The organism is Achromobacter sp. D10 (genome assembly GCF_035282245.1).
Taxonomy (GTDB): Bacteria; Pseudomonadota; Gammaproteobacteria; order Burkholderiales; family Burkholderiaceae_B; genus Achromobacter; species Achromobacter insolitus.
The window spans coordinates 89,090-108,322 of sequence record NZ_JAYJLE010000006.1; the positions used below are offsets into that span (position 1 = coordinate 89,090).

Here is a 19,233-nt window from a genome sequence, read left to right on the forward strand (position 1 = left end):
TGCCTTCATTTTTGGATCACTTTCACGGTGGCCAGATCGAAGTTGTCGCCGTCCAGTGCTTCCCATTGCAGTTTCTTGGAGAAGCCGTAGACGGACGCCGCCTGCCAGACCGCCGCAATGTAGTACTTGTCGTGCACCAGCTTCTGGGCCTGCTTCCAGAGTTCGGTGCGCTTGGCCTCGTCCATTTCAGCGCTGGCCTCTTGCGCGAGCTTGTCGTATTCCGGGTCGGCCGTGACGCTGAGCGCGGAATTGGAATTGAGGAAGGAATTCATCTTGCTGGCGTCTCCTTCGCCGAAATCCCAGCCGATGATGTAGAACGGTCCGGCGCTGCGGCTTTGCATCATGCCGATCAGCCGGCCCCATTCCATGACTTGCGGCGTGATCTTGAAGCCGGTCGATCCCAGTTGGGCGTTGATGGCCTGGTAGATGTCGCGATCCGCCACATAGCGCCCGTCCGAGGTGTATGTGTTGAGCGCGATGTTCTTGCCGTCCATCAATTGCTTGGCCAGCTTGCGGTCGGGGCGATAGGGCTGGATGCTCTGGTCGACCTGGACCACGTTCGGCGCCAGCGGCACCGCCAGCACCCTGCCGTACTTGCCCAGCAGGTGCGTGACGATATTGTTGATGTCCAGCGAGGCGACGAAAGCCTGGCGCGTGCGCAGGTCATTGAAAGGGGGCTTGCGCGAATCGAGCAGCAACGTCTGGACCAGCCCGTTCATGCTGGCCACGATCTTGGCGTTATCGGCCTTTTCGATGCGCTCCACGTCCGACATCGGAACCCGCTGGATGATGTCCACGTCGCCTTGCAGCAGGGCATTGACGCGCGTCGAGTTCTCGGGGATGAAGGTGTAGCGCCCGCGGGCCACATCGGGCGCCGGCCCCCAGTAGTCCGGATTGCGTTCCAACGTCAGGGAGGTGCCCTTGCGCCATTCGGCCAGTTTGTATGGGCCGGTCCCGATGGGCTTGTCGTTGACTTCCTGGTTGCTATGCGTCTCGAAGTAGTGCTTCGGAACGATGAACACGCGGCCGCTGCCGCCAATAGGCTGCATGCGCCGGCCTAGCAGTGGATCGGGCGTTTTTGTACGGATCTGCACCGTGTGGTCATCCACGACCTTCACCTCGGAGATCGATGCGATCTGCGAATAGTGCGGCGAGTTGATCGCGGGGGTAAGCAGGCGTTCCAGCGAATACTTCACGTCCGCCGCCGTCAACGGCGTGCCATCATGGAATTTCACGTCGTCGCGCAGTTTGAATTCCCACAGCGTGGGCTCCTTCAGCTCGAACGATTTGGCCAGATGAGGCTTGAGCTCGCCGGTCTTTTTATCCAGGACCAGCAGGGTCTCGTAGATCTGGGTCATGATGGCCACATCAGGCCCGTTGGCGGTGCGGCTGGGATCCAGCAGATCGATGCCGCCACTGAGCGCGATGCGGACTTGCGCGTCACTAGCGGCATGGGCGGCCGGCCCCGCCAGCAGGGCAGAGATAATCAGGCCGTTGCGACACCAGCGCGCGCTGGCCTCGAGCGATTTGGTGGCTGCGGACAATGCGGACATCTTCATGGCGAATCCCCTTGGATTTGGAGTGGGATGCTGCGATTGGTGAAAAGAAGGCAGGCTGTGGCCGGGCATCAGTCCCGGTTCAACTTGGGATCGGAGTAATCCCGCAACTGCTCGCCCAGCACATTGATGGAAAGGACCAGCAGGAAAATGCACCCACCTGGAAGCACGGTGAGCCACCAGGCGGTTTGCATGTAGTCGCGCCCTTCGCTGAGCATGCGGCCCCAAGTGGGCGTGTCGGTAGGCACCCCGAGGCCGACGAAGCTCAGGCCGCTTTCCATGACGATGGCGGTTCCCAGGGCGAAGGTGGCGAGCACCAGCACATTGGGCAGCACGTTCGGCAGGATGTGGCGGGCCAGCACGCGCAGGGTGGTGCCGCGCATCACGTGCACCGCTTCGACGTACTCCAGTCCCTTGATTTGCGTGGTGTCCGAGTACGTGACGCGGGCGAATGGCACCCAGCTTCCGAGCGCTATCACGCCGATGACCAGCGGAACGCTGGGCCTCAGGATGCCGACGATGGTGATAGCGAGCAGGAAGAACGGGAACGACAGCTGAATGTTCGAGAGATACAGCAGCGCGTCGGCAAGACGGCCGCCGCGGTAGCCGGCGCAGACGCCGGCGCAGATGCCCACGGCGGCTGCAAGGAACACGGCCACGACGGACACGAACAGGGCGGGGCGCGCGCCGACGATCAGCATGGAGAGAACATCCCGCCCCAGTGCCTCGGTGCCCAGCCAGTAGCGGCCTTCCGGCCCTATCGCGCCCGGCGGAAGCAGGCGGGCGCCCAGGTCCTGGTAGGTGGGGTCGTACGGGGTCATCGCTTCGCCGGCTATCGCCGCTGCCAGCACCAGCGCCATGAACAACGCGGCGGCCACGATGATGACGGGCTGCCCCGCCAGCGCGCGCCGCATGCCGTGCAGCGGCCCCATCGTCATTGTGTTCTTCATCATTGCTGCCTCAGTCTCGGGTTGACCATGCGGATTACGATCTCCACCAGTACCGTGATCAGGGCGAAGATGACGGCGACATACGCCACTACGCCCTGGATGATGGGATAGTCACGCCGCTGGATCGATTCAATGGCGAGCCTGCCGATGCCGGGCCAGGAAAATACGGTTTCGGTCAGGACGGCCCCGCCGAACAGCGTGCCGATCTCCAGGGCGATCAGGGCCAGTACCGGCACGATGCCGTTGCGCATGACGGTGCGGAAAATGACGCGGCGTTCTGGCATGCCCTTGGCGCGGGCGGCGCTGACGTAGCCGGCCGGCAGGACCTCCAGCATGGAGGACCGGGTCAGGCGGGCGACGCCGGGGAACACATAAAGGGCCAATGTGGCCGTGGGCAGCACGAGGTTCTGCCAGCTGCCTATGCCATAGGTCGGAAACCACCCCAATCCGACGGCGAAGATCTGGATCATCAGCAGCGCCATCCAGAAGGAGGGCACTGATGCGCCGATGACGCTGACGACCTGCACGGACCGGTCCAGCAGGCCGCCGCGCCGCGTGGCGGCAAGCACACCCAAAGGGATGGCGAGGACGAGCGCCACGGCAAGCGACGCGCCAGCCAGCAAGGCCGTATTGGGCAGGCGGCGCATGATGATGGCGGTGACGGTGTCCCCATCGAAGTAGGAGTGTCCGAATTCCCCGCGAGCCGCGCCCAGGATGTAGCGGAAGTATTGCGTAGAGACGGGCTGATCCAGCCCCAGGTCGCGCTGGAGCGCCGCGCGCTGTTCGGCGGTGGCGTCCTGCGGCAGGATCTGGGTGGTGGGGTCCCCGCTCAGGCGCACCATGAAGAAGGTGAGCGTGATCGCCGTGATCACCACGCAGAATCCCAGCAACAGTTGTTTTCCGATGAGGTGGATCATGCCGTCCGGTTCCTAAGAGGCGTTGCCGGTCTTGTAGTAGCTGGTGCGCCAGGCAATGCCCGCGCCAGGGCCGTCTTGCATGACGCGCTTCTGGAATTCGCTGCGCGCCGCGTCGTCGATATAGGAAAGATAGGCGGCCGCTTCGACCCAACTATTGATGTGCGGAGCCATGCCCATGGTTTCGTAGGCGCGGTTGATTCCAACCTTGGTGATGCGCAACGCGGCCGACGGCAGCCTGCTCAACGTCTGCGTCAGGCCGTCGATCGCGGCATCCAGGCCATCGTCGGGCACCACCGTGCTGACGATGCCCATGCGCAGCGCCTCCGGCGCGGTGAATTGCCGGCCGGTCAGGAGAATGTCCTTGGCGATCTTGTGGTTGACCAGCCAGGGCACCATCATGAAGGCGGGGCCGGCGCCGAAGAGGATTTCGGGTTCGCCCAGGCGGCAGCTTTCGGTGGCGATGGTGAAGTCGCAGGGCAGGACCAGTTCGAACGCGCCGCCCATGCAGTAGCCGTGTATGCCGGCAATGACCGGCTTCTTGCAGTTCCAGACCGCCCAGCGCGCGCGGTTGGCTACTTCGTGCAGCGCATGCAGCTTGTCCTCGTGCGTGCGTTCGCCCATTTCGAGCTTCAGGTCGAAGCCCGAGGAAAAGGCGCGGCCATTGCCGCGCAGCACGATGGCCACGCATTCGGGATCGTCGCTGGCCCGGTTGATCTGGTCGCCGATGAAGGTGTAGATCTCTGGCGTCAGCGCGTTCAGTTTTTCAGGACGGTTCAGGGTGAGGGTAAGCACTCCGTCGCGCATTTCCTGCAAAGGCATTGCGATGTTCACGTTCACTCCTTGTTGTGCGCCGCGATGGCGGCATCGACTGGGATGACCTGGGCATCCACGACCATGACGGGGTTGCATTCGACGCTGTCGATGGCGTCGTCGGACAGCACTGCGGACTGCAGGCGGTTGAGCAGTTCGGCGATGGCATCGGCCGGTACCGCGGGTTCGCCACGGAAGGCGCCCCAGGCGCGTGCGCTCTTGAGCCGCGCCAGGGCGCGCTCGACACGTTGAGGCGTCGCGGGCAGCAGGCAGACGGCCACGTCGTCCAGCGCCTCGGTCAGCACGCCGCCCAGGCCGATCAGGCCCAACGTGTCGAGCGAGACGTCGCGCCGCACGCCCACGATCAGCTCGCGGCGGCGGCCTAGATCGCGCGTCACCATGTATCCCGCCAAGGCGCTGGCGCCCAGGGCCCGCTCGACGTCCACCGCCATCTGTTCGGCTGCGCGCAGCAGCGCGCCGCTGTCGCCCAGACCCGTGCGCACGCCGCCCACGTCGCTCTTGTGCGCCACGCCGGGCAGCACGGCCTTTAGCACGACGGGGTAGCCTAGCTTGTCGCCCAGGGCCGCCGCCTGGGCGGGCGTCTGCGCGGTAAGCACTTCGGGAGTCTTGACGCCATGGCGCGCCAGCAGTGCATACGCACCCACTTCCGTCGCGTAGTCTTCCGGCGCCGGGTTGCTGCCGGTCCGCAGGGGAGGGCGAGGCGTAGTCGCGGGTGCCTCGGCGGCCCGCGCCAGGAAGCGGCCGCGCTTGCGCAGGGCGGCCAGGGCGGCGCCGACGGCGGCAACGGATTCCAGGCAGGGCACGCCGGCCTCGCGCATGGCCGTGAAGGAGGCGTGGGGGCGGTCGGCGTAAGGCGTGTAGAAAATGATGGGGCGGTCCAGCCGGGTCTGCAGCTGCCCGATGAGCGGCGCCGCGCTGACATAGTCGTATTTGCTGTCTTCGGCGACCTGGCCGTCTTTCCACAGGCCGTACAGTCCGTAATTGACCGCGGCGCTGAAGCGCGGGTCGCGCTCGATGACGAGCTCGGTCAGCGTGGCGAAGAGACTGGGGTCCTTGGTGTAGGCGCCAGTCATATCGACCGGATTGCGCTTCGGCGCCCACTCGGGCAGCCGTCGTCCCAGTTCTTCCTGCAGACCGTCCGAGAACGCCGGAACCAGCAGGCCGACCGATTCGACCTCGTCCGTGCAGACGGTGGAATGGCCGCCTCCGGAGCCCACAATGGCGACGTCGTCGCCGCGCATGGGCGGGCAGCGCATCAGGGCCTCGGCCACCGGCAGCATCAACTCCATCTGCTCCACTTCGACGATGCCGGCTTCATCGAACAGCGCGGCGTAGACGCGTTCGGAGGAGGACAGCGAGGCAGTATGTGATTCCGCGGCGCGCCGCCCGGCATCGGTACGGCCTCCTTTGAGCACTACGATGGGCTTGACGCGGCTGACGCGCGCGCAGGTCTGGAAGAAGGCGTCGCCCGAGCCGGGTCGCAGCCCTTCCAGATAGACGGTGATGACCTTGGTGGGCTCGTGCTGGCCGAGGTAGTCGATGTATTCGTGCATCGGGATGTCGGCCTGGTTGCCGAACCCCACGAAGCACGAAAAGCCGACATCGTGCTTGCGCGCCTGGTCCCAGAGCGTGACGCCGACGTTGCCGCTTTGCGAGACCATGGCGATCGGGCCGACAGGCAGCGGGCTGATTTCGGTGAGGTTCAGGCCCAGGTGCAGGTTGAACAGTCCCATGCAGTTCGGTCCCACGATGCGCATGCCATGGGCGTTGCAGGCGCGCACCATGTCTTCCTGCAGGGCGGCGCCGGCGGCGCCCATCTCGGCAAAGCCCGAGGTGAACACGACGCTGAACGCCGCGCCGCGCGCGGCCACCGCCTTCAGCACCTCGGGCGTCTGGGCGGGGCCCAGGAGGTTGAACGCGACGTCGATGTCGCCAGGCAGCTGGTCGGCGCTGGTATGGATGGGCAAGCCTTCGAGCTCGCCCGCCTGCCGGCCCAGAAGGGAGATTTTTCCCTGGTAGCCGGCGTCCAGCAGGGAGCGCAGGAATTTGTAGCCGGCCTTGCCGGTGTCGCGGGATACGCCCAACAGGGCCACGTGACGGGGTTCGAACAGTCGGTGCAGAGAGTGGGTCGACGCCATGTTGGTTGCAAGCTCCGAGGTTGGATGGATCAAGGCGGGATCAGGGCGCGTCGCTGAAGCGCGGCGCGCGTTTTTCCAGGAAGGCCGCGATGCCCTCTTGGGCGTCGGCGCCGCGATGCAATGTCAAGGCCATCTCCGCTTCGTATTGCGCGGCCTTTTCGCTGCCTTCCCACAGTCCCAGGTTCAGGCCGACTTTCACGGCGCGCACGACGGCGGGTGAGCGTTGGGCGATGGTTTCGGCGAGTTCCATGGCGGCGGCCAGCGCCTGGCCGGTGGGAACCAGGCGCGAGACGAGATCGCAGCGCGTGGCTTCGTGCGCATCCATGGGTTCGGCGGTCAGCATCATGGTCAAGGCGCGAGCCGGTGGAATCAGTTGCGGCAGGCGATAGAGCTGGCCGCCTTCCGGGAGGATGCCCAGGCGCGCGCCGGGTGAACCGAAGACGGCGTTTTCGCTGGCGACGCGCAGGTCGCAGGACAGGGCAAGCATGAAACCCGCGGCCCAGCAATGGCCGTTGACGGCCGCGATGACGGGCTTTTGCATGGTCAACGGACGCACGAAGGGGGCCTCGCCGACCGTGCTCTGGGCGTGCTGCCCGGAAGCCAGTTCCTTCAAGTCATGCCCGCTGGAGAAAGCGAGGTCGCCCGCGCCCGTCACCACCACGACACGCACACTGTTATCGGTTTCCGCGGCGTCGAAGGCGGCCAGCAGGTCTTCCGCCATGGAGCCGCTAAAGGCATTGCGTATCCGCTCGTTCTGGATGGTCAGGAGCCGCACTGCGCCCCGGTTTTCAATGTGGATCTTGCACATCGGCACAACTCCTGCTCGTTGGGGGAAACCGGCATCGCCGATGCGCTGCGCGGCTTTATGACGTCAAATTCAAAAATGACATGACGATTAAAAATGGATTGTATGTATAAAAATAGGGCGAGCAATGGGGGATAACCCTTTGGCCCTTTGAGATGGCGTTGCGGGTTTCATTGCGAGGGGGGAGGGTTGCTGGGCGCAGGTGCGCGGGAAGATCCGCTTGTCGCGATGGCGGACTGCGGTAGCTTCAGGGGGGAGGAGCGCGGGCAGGAGTGGGGCGGGCGTTACGGCTCCGCCCCGCGCAGGCGTCCCTGCGCGTTTCATGGCATCAGGCCGGGCGCTGACCGTCTGTCTCTTCCATCAGAATGGGAATCGCCAGGTTGCAGGAATGGATGCCCATGACGGTGGTCAGCTGTATCGCCTCGAGCAGCTCTTCGCGAGTGGCACCGGCCTTGAGAGCGTTGCGCATGTGACGCCGCACGCCCGGGCCGTACAGATGGGTGGTGGCGGCGTTGATGGCCACCAATATCAGCTCCTTGTACTTCTGGGGCAGCGGCCCGTTGCGCTGCGGCACGCTGCGGAAAGCCAGGTAGGCTTCCATGAATTCGGGGTCCAGCTCGCGCAGCTGGTCCCAGAGCGGATTCCAGTCGCCCTTGGCGATGTGCGCTTCGCACTGGGGGGTGGGAATGCGGGAGCGTTGCTTGTCTGGCATGGCGAGGTCCTCGAAGGGGTCAGCCGCCGGCGGCATCGGCGAGAATGAATTCCGCGGCGCGCTCGCCGATCATCATGGCGGGCGCGTTCGTGTTGGAAGACGCGATGGTGGGCATGATCGAAATATCCGCCACGCGCAGCCCTTGCAGGCCATGTACCTTGAGCCTTTCATCGACGACGGATTCGCCGGGGCGGCCCATGCGGCAGGTACCCACGGTATGCCATGCCGTCTGTCCGGTCTGCCGGGCATAGGCGAGCAGGTCTGCGTCGGAGACGGCGGCGGCGCCCGGCCGCTCTTCCTGGACAATGATGGGCCGCAGCGCCGGCTGGGCGGCAATGTCGCGGATCAGGCGCAGCATGGCGACCGCAGTGCTCCGGTCATGCTCGTCCTGCAGATAGTTCGGGTTGATGGCCGGCGCGGCCCTGGGGTCCGCCGATACGGCGTGGATGCTGCCGCGCGAGCGCGGATACAGCATGAATCCGCCGATGGAGAATCCAGGAAACTTGTCTATGCCTCCCACGCCGTCGCGCGAGTACCGGTCTTTACCGCTGATGTGGTAGATGCGGATCATCACATCCGGATGCGCCAGTGCATCGGACGTGCGGGTGATGGCGTGGGCGGTCGATGAGGTGCCCGCCAGCAGGCCTTTGCGGGCGAAGAGATAGCGCAGCCCGGCCTTCATTTTGTAGAAGGGGCTGCGCATGATGTCGTTGATCGTCTCGGGGATGGACGAACGATACGTGCATCGCACCTGGAGGTGATCGCTCATGTGCTCGCCGACGTCCGGCAGGTTGCGCACCACGCCGATGCCCAGCGAACGCAAGCGCTGCTCGTCGCCGATACCGGACAGCTCCAGGAGCTGCGGCGATTGCACCGCGCCTGCGCAGAGCACCGTCTCGCGATGCGCGTAGCCCGTGCGCGAGGCTCCGTTCCAGTCGTATTCCACGCCTGTGCACCGCATGCCGTCGAAACGCAGCCGGCGCACGAAGGCATTGGTGCGAACGACCAGGTTCGCGCGTTGCCGCGCCGGGCGCAAATAGCCGACGGCGGCGCTGCAGCGCCGCCCCGCGTGCGCGCTCTGCTCGAGGTATCGAACGCCCTCATAGCTACCCGCGTTGTAGTCGTCGGTGGGGGCGATGCCGGACTCGCGGCAGGCGGCGATGTAGGCGTCGGAGATCCGGTCGGGATCTCGCGATGCGCGGTCGGTGATACGGATCGGGCCGGATTGGCCACGCAATGGGTTGCGCGAGTAGGGGTTGGTTTCGATCTTGCCGAAATACGGCAACAGGGTCGGGAAGTCCCAGCCCTTGATGCCGAACTGGCTTTCCCAGCTGTCGTATTCCAGCGGATCGCCCCAGACGTAGGCCATGCCATTGACGGAGCTGGACCCGCCCAATACCTTGCCGCGCGGCCAGTAAATCTGCTGGCCGGCCAGGTTGGCCTGCGGCTCGGTCTTGAAGGGCCAGACCACCTTCTCGTTGGTGAGCAGTCTGCCCACCCCCAAGGGGATGTGGATCCATATGTTGCGGTCTTCGTCGCCGCCTTCCAGGAGCAACACGCGGTGCTTGCCGGAAGCGCTGAGGCGGTTGGCCACCACGCAGCCTGCCGATCCTGCTCCGACCACGATGTAGTCGAACTGTTCTGCTGTCATGTTCACTTCGCGCGGTTTTTGAAGGAGTCCCTACGGAAGCTGTAGAGGGCGTTGGGATCGACCTGGATGTCGACGACGGCGGGGCGGCCGCAGCGTATGGCGGCGTCCACTGTCTGCGCGAGGTCGGCCGCGCGCTCGACACGGAAGCCCTGCGCGCCCCACAGCTCGGCGAGCTTGTCATAGGGCGGGTTAGGCAGGTCCGCACCGAGGTAGCGCTCGCCGAAGAAGTCGCGTTGGTACGCCTTTTCCGCGCCCCAGCAGCCGTTGTTCATGACCAGGCACACGGTGTTGATGCCGCTGGCGACCGCGGTGCCGATTTCGCTGCAGGCCATGCCGAAGCCTCCGTCGCCCATCAGGCTGATGACGGTGCGTTCGGGCTGGGCCAGCTTGGCGCCAAGGCCGCAGGCATATGAGAAGCCGACCAGGCCAAAGTCCAGCGGCGTGAACAGCGCGGGCGTCTGCGCGTAGCGCAGCTGGTCGGTGGCCTGCAGGCAGAGCGTGCCCGCATCCATGGTGTAGATGGCGTCGTCCGGCGCGACGTCGCGCAGCGTCTTGAACAGGAAGCCGGGCTGCAACGGATTGCCGCCCGCGCCGGCCGCTTCATCGCGTTGCTTCAGCAGCACGGCGCGTTGCGCCGCGAACTGTTCGGCCCATGCCGTCGTGCGCGGAGTGGCGGGCAGTCCTTGCAGCGCATCGAAGAGGTCGCGCGCCACGGTGTCGGCATCGCCCAGGATGCCGACGTCCAGCGGGAAAAAGCGTCCCAGGGCGGTGGGTTCGATTTCCACCTGGATCAGTCTGGCCTCGGGGTTCAGGCTGTCGCGCTGGTAGAACGTGGTGTTGAAGCCGAGGCGCGTGCCCAGTGCCAGGATCACGTCGGCCTGCTTCGCCAGGTTGGAGGCCACGACGTTGCCGCGCGGGCCCACCTGACCGGCATACAGGGGATGATGGCAGGAAACCGCGTCGCCATGGCCGGGAGACATCGCGATCGGGGCGTTCAGGCGTTCGGCCAATTCCAGCACGGCGCGTTGGCTGCGGCTGTTCTTGACGCCGCCGCCGGCGATGATGAGGGGGCGCTCGGCCTGGGCCAGCATCTGGGCAGCCTGTTCGATCAGCGAGCGGGGCGCCGTCAACGAGCCAAATATCTGAGCGCGTTCGATCGCGCCGTAGGCCGAGGTTTCGAGCGTATCGGCCAGCAGGTCGCGCGGCAGGTTGAGCATGACGGGGCCGCGCCGAGGCGACAGCGCAGTCCTGAATGCCTCGCCCACCATTTCGGGAATGCGGACGGTCTGGGTAAGCGTGTAGGTCTTTTTCGTGATGGGTTTGAACAGCGACTGCTGATCGACTTCCTGGAACGCGTCCCGATAGATATGGGCCGAGGACAGCGAGCCGCCCAGCGCCACCACGGGCGAATACGCGGCATGGGCCTGGGCCAGCCCCGTGACCAGGTTGGTCGCGCCCGGACCGTTCTGCCCGGCGAGGAATACGCCCGCCTGGCCCGAAGCGCGGGCGTAGCCGTCGGCCATGTGCACGCCAGTGCGTTCGTCGCGCACGCCGATGAAGCGGATGTCCCGCGCATCGTAGAGAGCGTCGAATATCTCCATGCCCGCGGAGCCGATGAGGCCGAATACGTGGTCCGTGCCCTGGGCGCCGAGCGCTGCGACGACCGCCTGGCCGCCCGTCATGTTCTTCATGTGATTCTCCTTGGATGCACTGCGATTAGGGGGTGGCCTTAAGGATCTTGTTGAACTTGTCCATCTCGCGCGCGATGTACTCGTCGAAGTCCTTGAGCTGGCGGTTGTCTGGTACCAGGCCCTGGCGCGTCAGCTGTTCCTGGACCGCTGGGTCGCGGCTGACTTGCGCGATCGCGTCGGCCAACGCCTGTTTCACGGCGGGGGACGTCCGGGAATTCATCACCACCCCGTACCAGATGCTGTAGTCGAAATCGCCCAGCCCGATCTCGGCGACCGTGGGCGTATCGGGCAGGAGCGCGGAACGCTTGGGGCTGGTGACCGCGAGCGCCTTCAACTGGCCCGACTGGATAAAGGGCAGGGCGAGAGCGATGGGCGGGAAGGACACGTCGACGCGCCCCGCCGCCACTTCCGCCACGCCTTCTTGCACGCCCTTGTAGGGGATGTGCTCCAGATGGACGCGTGCTTGCTGATTGAAGTAGCGGCCCACCAGGTCGGTCGCGGAATTCACGCCCGCGGACCCGTAGGTGTAACGGGCATCCGGACGCCGAGCGGCCTCGACGAAGTCTTGCAGCTTGTCGTAGGGGCTCTTGCGGTTGAGCACGATCAGGGTGGGCGAGGAGGCGATCGTCGCGATCCCGGAGAAATCCTTGAGCGTGTCGTACGGCATCTTCTCGTTGACCGCGGGGATGACGACGTATGACGAGGACACGAACAGCATCGTGTTCTTGTCCACCGGTTCGTTCAGCGTGCGCTGGGCGCCGACCAGGCCGCCCGCGCCCGGCTTGTTCTCGACGACGACTGGCTGGCCGAGCAGCGGCCCCAGCTTTTCAGCATAGATGCGGGCAATGATGTCGATGAGCGCGCCCGGACTGAACGGCACGATGATGCGCAAGGGCGCTTCGAACTTGACCGGTGCCGGCGCGGCCAGGGCCTGCGAGGAACCGGCCAGGAAAAGCGCGGCGGCAAGGCCGGCCGTCAGGCGGCGGTGGAGTGAAAACATGGTTGTCCCCTTGTTGGTTGTCATCATTCTAAATGTCGACATTTGTACTTTAATGGCTAAGTGGGTCGGCGGCAAGGGGGGTCAGGCCTGGCCGGTGCGGGAAAGTTCTTCCAGCACGGCGTCGCGATTTTGCACGGCCAACCGGTAGTGGCAGGCGGCGGCGCGTTCGGGCTCGTGTGTGGTGATGGCCTGGATCGTTTCTTCCCAGGCGCGCAGGGAACGCTCGCGCCGCTCCAGGGTGGCGAGGCTGATGCGGACGTAGCGGCCAATTTGCTTGGCGATGTCGCTCGCGTAACTGGCCAGGATGGCGTTGTCCGCCAGGCTGGCGATGTACTCGACCAATTCACGGCTGTGCCGCGTGTATTCGGCAGGTTCGCCGATATTGTCCGCCAGCAGGCGCAACCGGCCTTTCAGGATGTCGGCCTCGGCAGGCGTGCAACGTTCCGCGGCCAATCGCGATGCGGTGGACACCATGGCGGCGCGCACCGCGTACAGGTCCAGGATTTCCTTGGCGGACAGCTGCGTGACGCACGCGCCGCGTTGCGGACGGATCGTCGCCAGGCCGCGGATCTCCAGCAGGCGCAGGGCTTCGCGTACGGTGGCGCGGCTGACGCCGTAGGTGGACGCAAGCTCCGTTTCCCTCAGCCGGTCGCCGGGGGCCCATTGGCCATCGGCGATCTGTTCGGCAAGCAGATCCGCGATCTGCAGGGGCAGGGTCTTGAGGAGATTGGCGTTTTGCAGCGGCTGGGGCATCTTATGGCGGGGAGCATCTGGGGATTCGTGCGCCCACGCATTGTAGGGCAGAGCGCGGATTTTCAGCGCCCGATGCTTGAATGTCGACATCCGGCGTGAGACGGACCTGGTCCGCGCCCCGGCCCGCGCGCCCGGGATGCTGCGATCCCGGGCACCCCACCTCATTCGATGCCGTATTTGCCGGGAGCGATGACCCCGTTCGGGTCCAGGGCGGATTTAATCGACGCGCAGGCGCGCACCACTTCCGGCATGCGTTGGGCCTGGTGGAACCCGTGGTACATGGTCGGTGCGCGGCCCACGAAGATGCCGCGATCGGCGAACAGCTTGCCCAGCGCCCGGTAGCAGGCGTCCGCGCGGGCGGCCTCGTCGGGGTCTTCGCGGTTGTAGATGATCGCGTGGATGGCGCGGGCGAATCGCGCGCCGCACACGTTGGACAACAGGTACTCCAGTCCGTGGTCCTGGCAAATGCGGCGCGCCTGCGCCTGCAGGGCGTTGACGATGTCACCAGCGACAGGCGATCCCGCCGACAGCCAGATCGCGCCGCCGCCCGGACGCCAGCCCAGCATCTTCAATTCGCTGTCGGTCGGCACGCCGGTGTTGGAATTGATGGCGATGTGCAGCGGACCGATGTCTTCCGCTTCCTCCATGGGGATCTGGCGTCCTTTGCCCGAGGCCAGGAAGTGCTGGGCGATGCGGTCGATCTGCGGTTGGACGGCGGCGCGGCTGGCGCCGTACACAGCCCCCGATACGGTCCACGATCCCAGGCCATACTGCCGTCTCAGGGCGGCACGGCCTTCGTCGGTCAGCGCGCGCTTGCCCCCGTTGGCTGCATATTCCGGATGGGTGGCCGCCGAGGAGAGGAGATACAGGTCATTGGTGGCGCGGATCAGCGTCGGTACGAAATTGCTCAGCTTCAGCGGGCGGATGCGTTCAACGATCTCGCCCAGATCTTCGTCGTCGGGGAAGGTGAAGAAGAAGGGTTCGATATGCGGCGGTCGGGGCATGAGCCACATGCCCATGCGGGTAACGATGCCGAAGTTGGATTGAGAGAACAAGCCGTCCAGTGTCGGGCCGAAGCTGTATTTGGAAACATGCCAGTTGGGATGCGAGGAACCGGTCAGGCTGCCGTCGCCAGTGCGGATCACGTCGCCATTTCCCAGCACGACCTCCATGCCGCAGCTCATGCCGAAATGATCGGCGTAGGCGCCGCTGCCGCCGCCTTTGTCCAGGGCGTTTGCGAGGATGCTGCCCTGCGAGGGGCCTGCCGTCGGCGAGATCATCAGCTTGCTTTCCCGGCGTCGCAACTCGTCGTGCATGGCGCGAAAACTCACCCCCGGCTCAAGCACGCAATAGCCTAGCGTTTCGTTGACTTCCAGGATGCGGTTCATGCGTCGTCCCATGTCCACCACCACCTGGCCGGGACGAATGGGCGAGCGGGTGCCCAGGCCGATGTTCTGGCCATTGCTGATGGGATAGAGCTGAACCCGGAAGCGATTCGCCAGTCGCACCAGCGTCTGCACCGCCTCGGTCGAGTCCGGGTAGGCGACCGCCCCGGGCCGCACGTCGGCGCCGGGCAGCGTATGTTCGCCGTAACGGCCGAGGACGTCCTCGCCCAATGTGATGGCGTCCGCGCCTAGCTCGGCCGCGGCCGCATTGGCGAAATCTACGATAGGGTCATTGGAGGGCATTCGTCGTTCACCACAGAAGATCGCCGCTGCCGGCGGTTGTCGGAACCGGCGTGGCCGCCGGCGTTGGAGCGTCTGCCGCCAGCGGCGGCGGGGGCTGGAAGTTCTCCAGGCCGCGGGGGGGCGGGCCGCCCGTGGCCCAGTCCAGTAACTGGACCGTATGGGCTACGGGCACTGGCGTGTAGCGCGAGATCTGCACGAGGCATCCCATGTTGCCGGCGGCGATTACGTCTGGCTGGCTGGCCGAGGCGTGGGCCGCCTTGCGTTGTCCCAGACGGTCTGAAATGGCGGGTTCGAGGATGTTGTAGGTGCCCGCCGAGCCACAGCACAGATGCGATTCCGCGATGTCCCGCACCTCGATCCCCAGCTTGCCCAGCGCTCTGCGCGGCGGCCGCTCGATCTTGAGGCCATGCTTGAGCGAACAGGAGTCGTGATAAGCAACGGCCAGGCGTAGCGCCGCGCCGGTGGCGGTCAGCGGCAGGCCGGCGGCAATCTGCGTGATGTCCTGGGTGGCTTCGACCACTCTGCGTACCTGGGCCGAGAGGGCGGGACGGTCTGACAGCAATTCCTCATAGCGCTTTATCACCGAACCGCAGCCTGAAGTGGTGCTGATGATGCTGTCGATGTGTCCGGCTTCCAACGCGGCCGACCAACTGCGGACCGCCTGTTCCATATGCCGGGTGGCGGCCTCGCGCCGTCCCATGTGCAGTTCGAGCGCGCCGCAGCACTGTACGCCGGGCACGCTGACGACCTCGATGCCCACGCGCGTGAGCAGGCGTGTGGCGGAAGCATTGATTTCGGCGCCGAGCACCGATTGGGCACAGCCGTCCAGCAGCGCCACGCGGCGCGTCGGGTTGGCGGGCGGCTGCGGGGCCGCTACGGTTCGCGGTGCGAGCGCTGCGAGGGCGGGGGCGGCGGACAGCGAGGCCAAGGCACCCAGCGGCCCGCCCAGGCGGCCCAGGGCGCCGCGCAGCAAGCGGCCCATGGCCGCGGCGGGGCGCAGCAACGTGGGCGTCGTCAGGAGGCGAGCCAGCGCAGTGCGCAGCAAACGCTGTGTCAGCGGACGAACCTTGGCTTTCTCGATGTGTTCGCGCGCGCCGTCGATGATGGCGTGGTACGAGACGCCGGCCGCGCAAGTGGTCTCGCATGACAGGCAGGACAGGCAGCGGTCCAGATGCCGCACGGCGGCGGGACTGGGCGCATCATTGCTGTCCAGCATCTCGCGGGCCAATGCGATTCGGCCGCGGGGCGAGTCGAGCTCTTCGCCATCGAGCACATAGGTCGGGCAGACTGCGGTGCAGAAGCCGAAGTGCACGCAACTCTCGGCGGCGGCGCGGACGGATTCCTGGCGGTGGATGGTAATGGTCTTGGGCATGGGGCGACTGAGGCTTGCCGGCCGGGGCCGGGATGAAGCTCATTCTGTCGCCACCAGGAATGCCGGGCTGTGCCCAGCGCGCCAGCGGACGCCGCCCAGGGCGTCAGTTGCGCGTCTGCCCCAGCTTGAGGAGATTGACGGGCAATTCGCCGTAGCGCTCGGAGAACCGCCGCGTGAAGTGGGAGAGATTGTTGAAGCCGCAGGCGAAGGCGGCCTCGCTGACTGTACGGGTCTTGCCGGCCGCCAGCAGTTCATGCGCGAGCGCCAGGCGGGCCTGGACCACGTACGCCTCGAATGACAGCTGGGCGTGCCGAGCGAACAGGCGGTGCAGGGTGCGGACCGAAATGCGGCACGCGGCGGCTACCGTCGCGGGCGACAGGCCAGGATCCGCGATCGTCGTATCGATGTGGCGCTTGATGCCGACGAAACTCAGTTCGGTAGAGGGGGGCGCCGCGGCGTCCGTGATGGCTGCGCAATGCAGGGCGACGATCTCGATGACGGTATTCAGCAGCGTGTCGACGGTTCGGTCTTGCAGCTTGACGCCGGTGTCTGTCAGCAAGCGCATGGTTTCGGCCAGCACGGGCGCGAACGGCATGTCGGCCGGCAGGCTCGCCGGAGCGCGCAGACGCCGCAGGCCAGGAGCGCGCGCGCTCAAGGCGTGGCGCGGCAGCAGGACCAGCCGGCGCGAGGTCGCTTCGGGAAACGTGATGTCGAACGCGGATCCGGTATCGAGCAGCCCGAATTCTCCCGGCCTCAGGCACAGCTGCTCGTCACCCTGGGCCATCACGGCGCTGCCCTGCAATTGCAGGCTGAGCATGAGGTGATCGCCATTGAGACGGCTGACTTGCCGCTGGGAACGCCGGATCATGTGCGGGGAGCTTGCGAAGTTCACCAGCCGGACCCCCGCGCGGTTCTGGCTCGACATCGTGCCGGCGAAGCCGGCGTCCGGTTCGGCGCGGAATTCGGAGTCGAGCACGCCGGCGCAGACCGCGTCCTGCCAGAACGCCAGGGCGTGCTGGCCGTGATCGAGGGTGCTCCAGTTGTGCCATTCAGGTGCCATCTCGGCTCCGGGGTCCGTCGCGTGCTGTCGCTGCCAGCGGCATTGGCTGGCACGTTGGGTCATGCGCAATGTAGCGAGGCGGTGGAGAATGGGCCATCCGTGCATTCCCCAGTAACGGCGCACTATGTTCAACGAATGGAGCGTGGCATGAAACGGCTTTTGTCTATTTGGATGGGTGCTTTGCTCGCGGTGTCAGCCTGTCATGCGGCTGCGCAAGAATATCCGGCGCGGCCCGTGCGCATGATCGTGGGTTTCGCGCCAGGTGGCGGCAACGATATCCTTGCCCGCCTGATGGCCGAGCAATTCCAGCGCCGCCTGGGCCAGCCCTTCATCGTGGAGAACCGGCCCGGCGCCAGCGGCGCCATTGCCATCGGCGCCGTCAAGCGGGCAGAGCCGGACGGCTACACCTTGCTGGTGGGGCCAAGCAGCGGCATGACCGTGAATCCGGCCATCTACAACAACCTGGACTACGATCCCGTCGCAGATTTTGCGCCGATCTCCCTGGTTGGGGACATTCCCATGATCCTCACCGTCAAGGCGGAAAGCTCGGCGCGCTCGGTGGCGGACCTGGTCGGCCAGGGAAAGAAGGGCGGCAAGCCATTGTTTGCAGGCTCGGGCGCGAACTCGTTCCAGCTCGCCACCGAAATTTTCGCCAAGCGTGTCGGCCTGGCGACGGAGGTCGTCAACTACAAAGGGAACTCCGCCGTGGTCGCGGCATTGCTGGCCAATGAGATCGACTTTGCGTTGATCGATACCGCGGCCGTGCTGCCTCAGATCCGCAGCGGCCGGTTGAAGGCGTTGGCTGTTACGGGGGCGAAGCGCTTCACCTTGTTGCCTGACGTTCCTACCGTGAGCGAATCCGGAGCGCCGGACTTCGCGATGTCGTTCTGGTCGTCCCTGTACGCTCCTGCGGGCACGCCGCCGGCCGTCATCGAGAAGCTGCAGGCCACCGTGTCCGCCGCCGTGCGCGATCCAGCCGTGGCGGAGCGCCTGCTGGAACTGGGGATCGATCCCGTAGGCAGCGCATCGAAAACCCTGGCAGATACCATGGCCCAGGAGATTCCGATGTACGCGGCGGCGGCCAAGGCGGCCAAGCTGTCACCGGCACAGTAGGTGCATGGCCGGGGCTGGAACGCCACCACGAAACGGCGCGGCGGGCGGCTGATTCACGCGTTGCGGCCATTCGCGCCTGCAGCTGGCACCCGTTGCAGGAATGTCCGTATCAGCGTGGCCACCTCATCCAGATGCGTCTCCAACAACCAATGGCCGCCGTCCAGCAGGTGGAGCTCCGCATCCGGCAGGTCGCGCAGATAGGCGCGGGCCGAGGCTTCGGGCATGTAATGGTCTTGCGGGCCCCAGACTATCAGTGTCGGCGGTTGGTGTTTGGCCAGGTATTGCCGGTGCTGCGCGAACCAGAACCGGTTTTGTTTCAGCCCGGCGATCAGGTCGATGGCAACCTCCTTGCGGCGTGCCGTCATCAGTGACCAGTGCAGCGTCCATAGGTCTGGCGAAATTCTCTCGGCGATGTCTGGCCGGACATGGTTCAGGAACTCTTCCTGAAAACTCGCTTCGGTAATGCTGTCGCCAATGGCCAGGCGCATTTCCGCTGGCGGCAACGCCCAGGTGGCCTCGATGTCCGCGTACTTGGGGCCCAAGGCGTCTTCGTATGGCACGTCCCCGTTCTGGATGATCAGCGCGGTCACCCGGTGTGGCGCCAGCATGGCCAATCGCGCCCCGATGGGTGAGCCGAAGTCGTGCAGGTAGAGCGCAAAGCGGTCCAGGCCCAGCGTTTTGACGAAACGATCCAGGAAGACCGCATAGCCATCGAAACTGTAATCAAAGCCATCGGGGGTGGCGCTGTAGCCCGCACCGGGGTAATCAGGTGCGACCAGGAGCCAGCGGTCCGCCAGGCGGGGCATCAGGTTGCGGAATTCGTAGGAAGAACAGGGATATCCGTGCGGCAGCAGGATGGCGGGCGCGTCCGGCCGGCCCGCTGTGCGGTAGAAGGTGTCGATGTTGTCGACGCGGATGCGGCGGTGCTGGACATGCGCGGTCATGTGGGCCTCCTCGGGATGCGGATCGATCTGGTGGGCGTGGGCCTTGCGCGTC

At 65.7% G+C, this 19,233-nt stretch carries 16 protein-coding genes; 1 reads left to right on the forward strand and 15 read right to left on the reverse strand.

What is annotated here, in order from left to right; translation table 11 throughout:
- Positions 1 to 5: 5 nt before the first annotated feature.
- From VCS63_RS18220 to VCS63_RS18285, 14 genes are all read right to left on the reverse strand, one after another.
- Positions 6 to 1,559 (reverse strand): ABC transporter substrate-binding protein, encoded by a 1,554-nt coding sequence (locus VCS63_RS18220; protein ID WP_233461724.1) that lies wholly within the window; start codon positions 1,557 to 1,559, stop codon positions 6 to 8.
- A 68-nt stretch (positions 1,560 to 1,627) separates the two neighbouring features.
- Positions 1,628 to 2,509, reverse strand: a complete 882-nt coding sequence (locus VCS63_RS18225) for an ABC transporter permease (RefSeq protein ID WP_082900576.1) — start codon at positions 2,507 to 2,509, stop codon at positions 1,628 to 1,630.
- Positions 2,506 to 3,423: an ABC transporter permease gene (locus VCS63_RS18230; RefSeq protein ID WP_042795059.1), complete on the reverse strand. Its 918-nt coding sequence runs from the start codon at positions 3,421 to 3,423 to the stop codon at positions 2,506 to 2,508. Before VCS63_RS18230 ends, VCS63_RS18225 begins: the two co-directional genes overlap by 4 nt.
- Before the next feature lie 12 nt (positions 3,424 to 3,435).
- Positions 3,436 to 4,254, reverse strand: a complete 819-nt coding sequence (locus tag VCS63_RS18235) for an enoyl-CoA hydratase/isomerase family protein (RefSeq protein ID WP_042795058.1) — start codon at positions 4,252 to 4,254, stop codon at positions 3,436 to 3,438.
- A gap of 2 nt (positions 4,255 to 4,256) precedes the next feature.
- The gene (locus tag VCS63_RS18240; RefSeq protein WP_323880616.1) at positions 4,257 to 6,392 is read right to left on the reverse strand and encodes an acetate--CoA ligase family protein; all 2,136 of its coding nucleotides are present in this window, start codon (positions 6,390 to 6,392) and stop codon (positions 4,257 to 4,259) included.
- Between the two features lie 40 nt (positions 6,393 to 6,432).
- Positions 6,433 to 7,200, reverse strand: a complete 768-nt coding sequence (locus VCS63_RS18245) for an enoyl-CoA hydratase/isomerase family protein (RefSeq protein ID WP_042795057.1) — start codon at positions 7,198 to 7,200, stop codon at positions 6,433 to 6,435.
- A 325-nt stretch (positions 7,201 to 7,525) separates the two neighbouring features.
- Entirely contained in the window at positions 7,526 to 7,909 is a 384-nt protein-coding gene (locus VCS63_RS18250; protein ID WP_042797343.1) for a carboxymuconolactone decarboxylase family protein, read from the reverse strand.
- A 19-nt stretch (positions 7,910 to 7,928) separates the two neighbouring features.
- Entirely contained in the window at positions 7,929 to 9,560 is a 1,632-nt protein-coding gene (locus VCS63_RS18255) for a GMC family oxidoreductase (protein WP_323880618.1), read from the reverse strand.
- A gap of 2 nt (positions 9,561 to 9,562) precedes the next feature.
- Positions 9,563 to 11,251: a thiamine pyrophosphate-binding protein gene (locus VCS63_RS18260; protein WP_149063830.1), complete on the reverse strand. Its 1,689-nt coding sequence runs from the start codon at positions 11,249 to 11,251 to the stop codon at positions 9,563 to 9,565.
- Between the two features lie 25 nt (positions 11,252 to 11,276).
- The gene (locus VCS63_RS18265; protein ID WP_164793062.1) at positions 11,277 to 12,251 is read right to left on the reverse strand and encodes a tripartite tricarboxylate transporter substrate-binding protein; all 975 of its coding nucleotides are present in this window, start codon (positions 12,249 to 12,251) and stop codon (positions 11,277 to 11,279) included.
- A gap of 81 nt (positions 12,252 to 12,332) precedes the next feature.
- Positions 12,333 to 13,004, reverse strand: a complete 672-nt coding sequence (locus tag VCS63_RS18270; protein ID WP_162726386.1) for a GntR family transcriptional regulator — start codon at positions 13,002 to 13,004, stop codon at positions 12,333 to 12,335.
- Between the two features lie 161 nt (positions 13,005 to 13,165).
- Complete coding sequence (locus tag VCS63_RS18275) at positions 13,166 to 14,692, reverse strand: FAD-binding oxidoreductase (RefSeq protein ID WP_149063831.1); 1,527 nt, start codon at positions 14,690 to 14,692, stop codon at positions 13,166 to 13,168.
- 7 nt (positions 14,693 to 14,699) lie between these two features.
- On the reverse strand, positions 14,700 to 16,064 hold the full coding sequence (gene glcF, locus VCS63_RS18280) for a glycolate oxidase subunit GlcF (RefSeq protein ID WP_149063832.1): 1,365 nt from the start codon (positions 16,062 to 16,064) through the stop codon (positions 14,700 to 14,702).
- A gap of 103 nt (positions 16,065 to 16,167) precedes the next feature.
- Positions 16,168 to 17,124 carry a helix-turn-helix domain-containing protein gene (locus tag VCS63_RS18285; protein WP_063642762.1) on the reverse strand — a complete coding sequence of 319 codons (957 nt, stop codon included), beginning with the start codon at positions 17,122 to 17,124 and terminating at the stop codon, positions 16,168 to 16,170.
- Positions 17,125 to 17,364: 240 nt separating this feature from the next.
- Between VCS63_RS18285 and VCS63_RS18290 the strand changes: the two genes are divergently transcribed.
- A complete protein-coding gene (locus tag VCS63_RS18290) occupies positions 17,365 to 18,237 on the forward strand; it encodes a Bug family tripartite tricarboxylate transporter substrate binding protein (protein WP_232033863.1) in 873 nt (290 codons plus the stop codon).
- Positions 18,238 to 18,290: 53 nt separating this feature from the next.
- Here VCS63_RS18290 and VCS63_RS18295 read toward each other — a convergent pair whose 3' ends face one another.
- Entirely contained in the window at positions 18,291 to 19,181 is an 891-nt protein-coding gene (locus VCS63_RS18295; RefSeq protein ID WP_416379203.1) for an alpha/beta fold hydrolase, read from the reverse strand.
- Between the last annotated feature and the right edge of the window lie 52 nt (positions 19,182 to 19,233).

Bases quoted from the DNA above. Each gene is read 5' to 3' on its own strand.
- VCS63_RS18225 (WP_082900576.1), bottom strand. From the start codon at position 2,509: ATGATGAAGAACACAATGACGATGGGGCCGCTGCACGGCATGCGGCGC.
- VCS63_RS18220 (WP_233461724.1), bottom strand. From the start codon at position 1,559: ATGAAGATGTCCGCATTGTCCGCAGCCACCAAATCGCTCGAGGCCAGC.
- VCS63_RS18275 (WP_149063831.1), bottom strand. From the start codon at position 14,692: ATGCCCTCCAATGACCCTATCGTAGATTTCGCCAATGCGGCCGCGGCC.
- VCS63_RS18285 (WP_063642762.1), bottom strand. From the start codon at position 17,124: ATGGCACCTGAATGGCACAACTGGAGCACCCTCGATCACGGCCAGCAC.
- VCS63_RS18260 (WP_149063830.1), bottom strand. From the start codon at position 11,251: ATGAAGAACATGACGGGCGGCCAGGCGGTCGTCGCAGCGCTCGGCGCC.
- VCS63_RS18245 (WP_042795057.1), bottom strand. From the start codon at position 7,200: ATGTGCAAGATCCACATTGAAAACCGGGGCGCAGTGCGGCTCCTGACC.
- VCS63_RS18295 (WP_416379203.1), bottom strand. From the start codon at position 19,181: ATGACCGCGCATGTCCAGCACCGCCGCATCCGCGTCGACAACATCGAC.
- glcF (WP_149063832.1), bottom strand. From the start codon at position 16,064: ATGCCCAAGACCATTACCATCCACCGCCAGGAATCCGTCCGCGCCGCC.
- VCS63_RS18250 (WP_042797343.1), bottom strand. From the start codon at position 7,909: ATGCCAGACAAGCAACGCTCCCGCATTCCCACCCCCCAGTGCGAAGCG.
- VCS63_RS18270 (WP_162726386.1), bottom strand. From the start codon at position 13,004: ATGCCCCAGCCGCTGCAAAACGCCAATCTCCTCAAGACCCTGCCCCTG.
- VCS63_RS18290 (WP_232033863.1), top strand. From the start codon at position 17,365: ATGATCGTGGGTTTCGCGCCAGGTGGCGGCAACGATATCCTTGCCCGC.
- VCS63_RS18240 (WP_323880616.1), bottom strand. From the start codon at position 6,392: ATGGCGTCGACCCACTCTCTGCACCGACTGTTCGAACCCCGTCACGTG.
- VCS63_RS18265 (WP_164793062.1), bottom strand. From the start codon at position 12,251: ATGTTTTCACTCCACCGCCGCCTGACGGCCGGCCTTGCCGCCGCGCTT.
- VCS63_RS18230 (WP_042795059.1), bottom strand. From the start codon at position 3,423: ATGATCCACCTCATCGGAAAACAACTGTTGCTGGGATTCTGCGTGGTG.
- VCS63_RS18255 (WP_323880618.1), bottom strand. From the start codon at position 9,560: ATGACAGCAGAACAGTTCGACTACATCGTGGTCGGAGCAGGATCGGCA.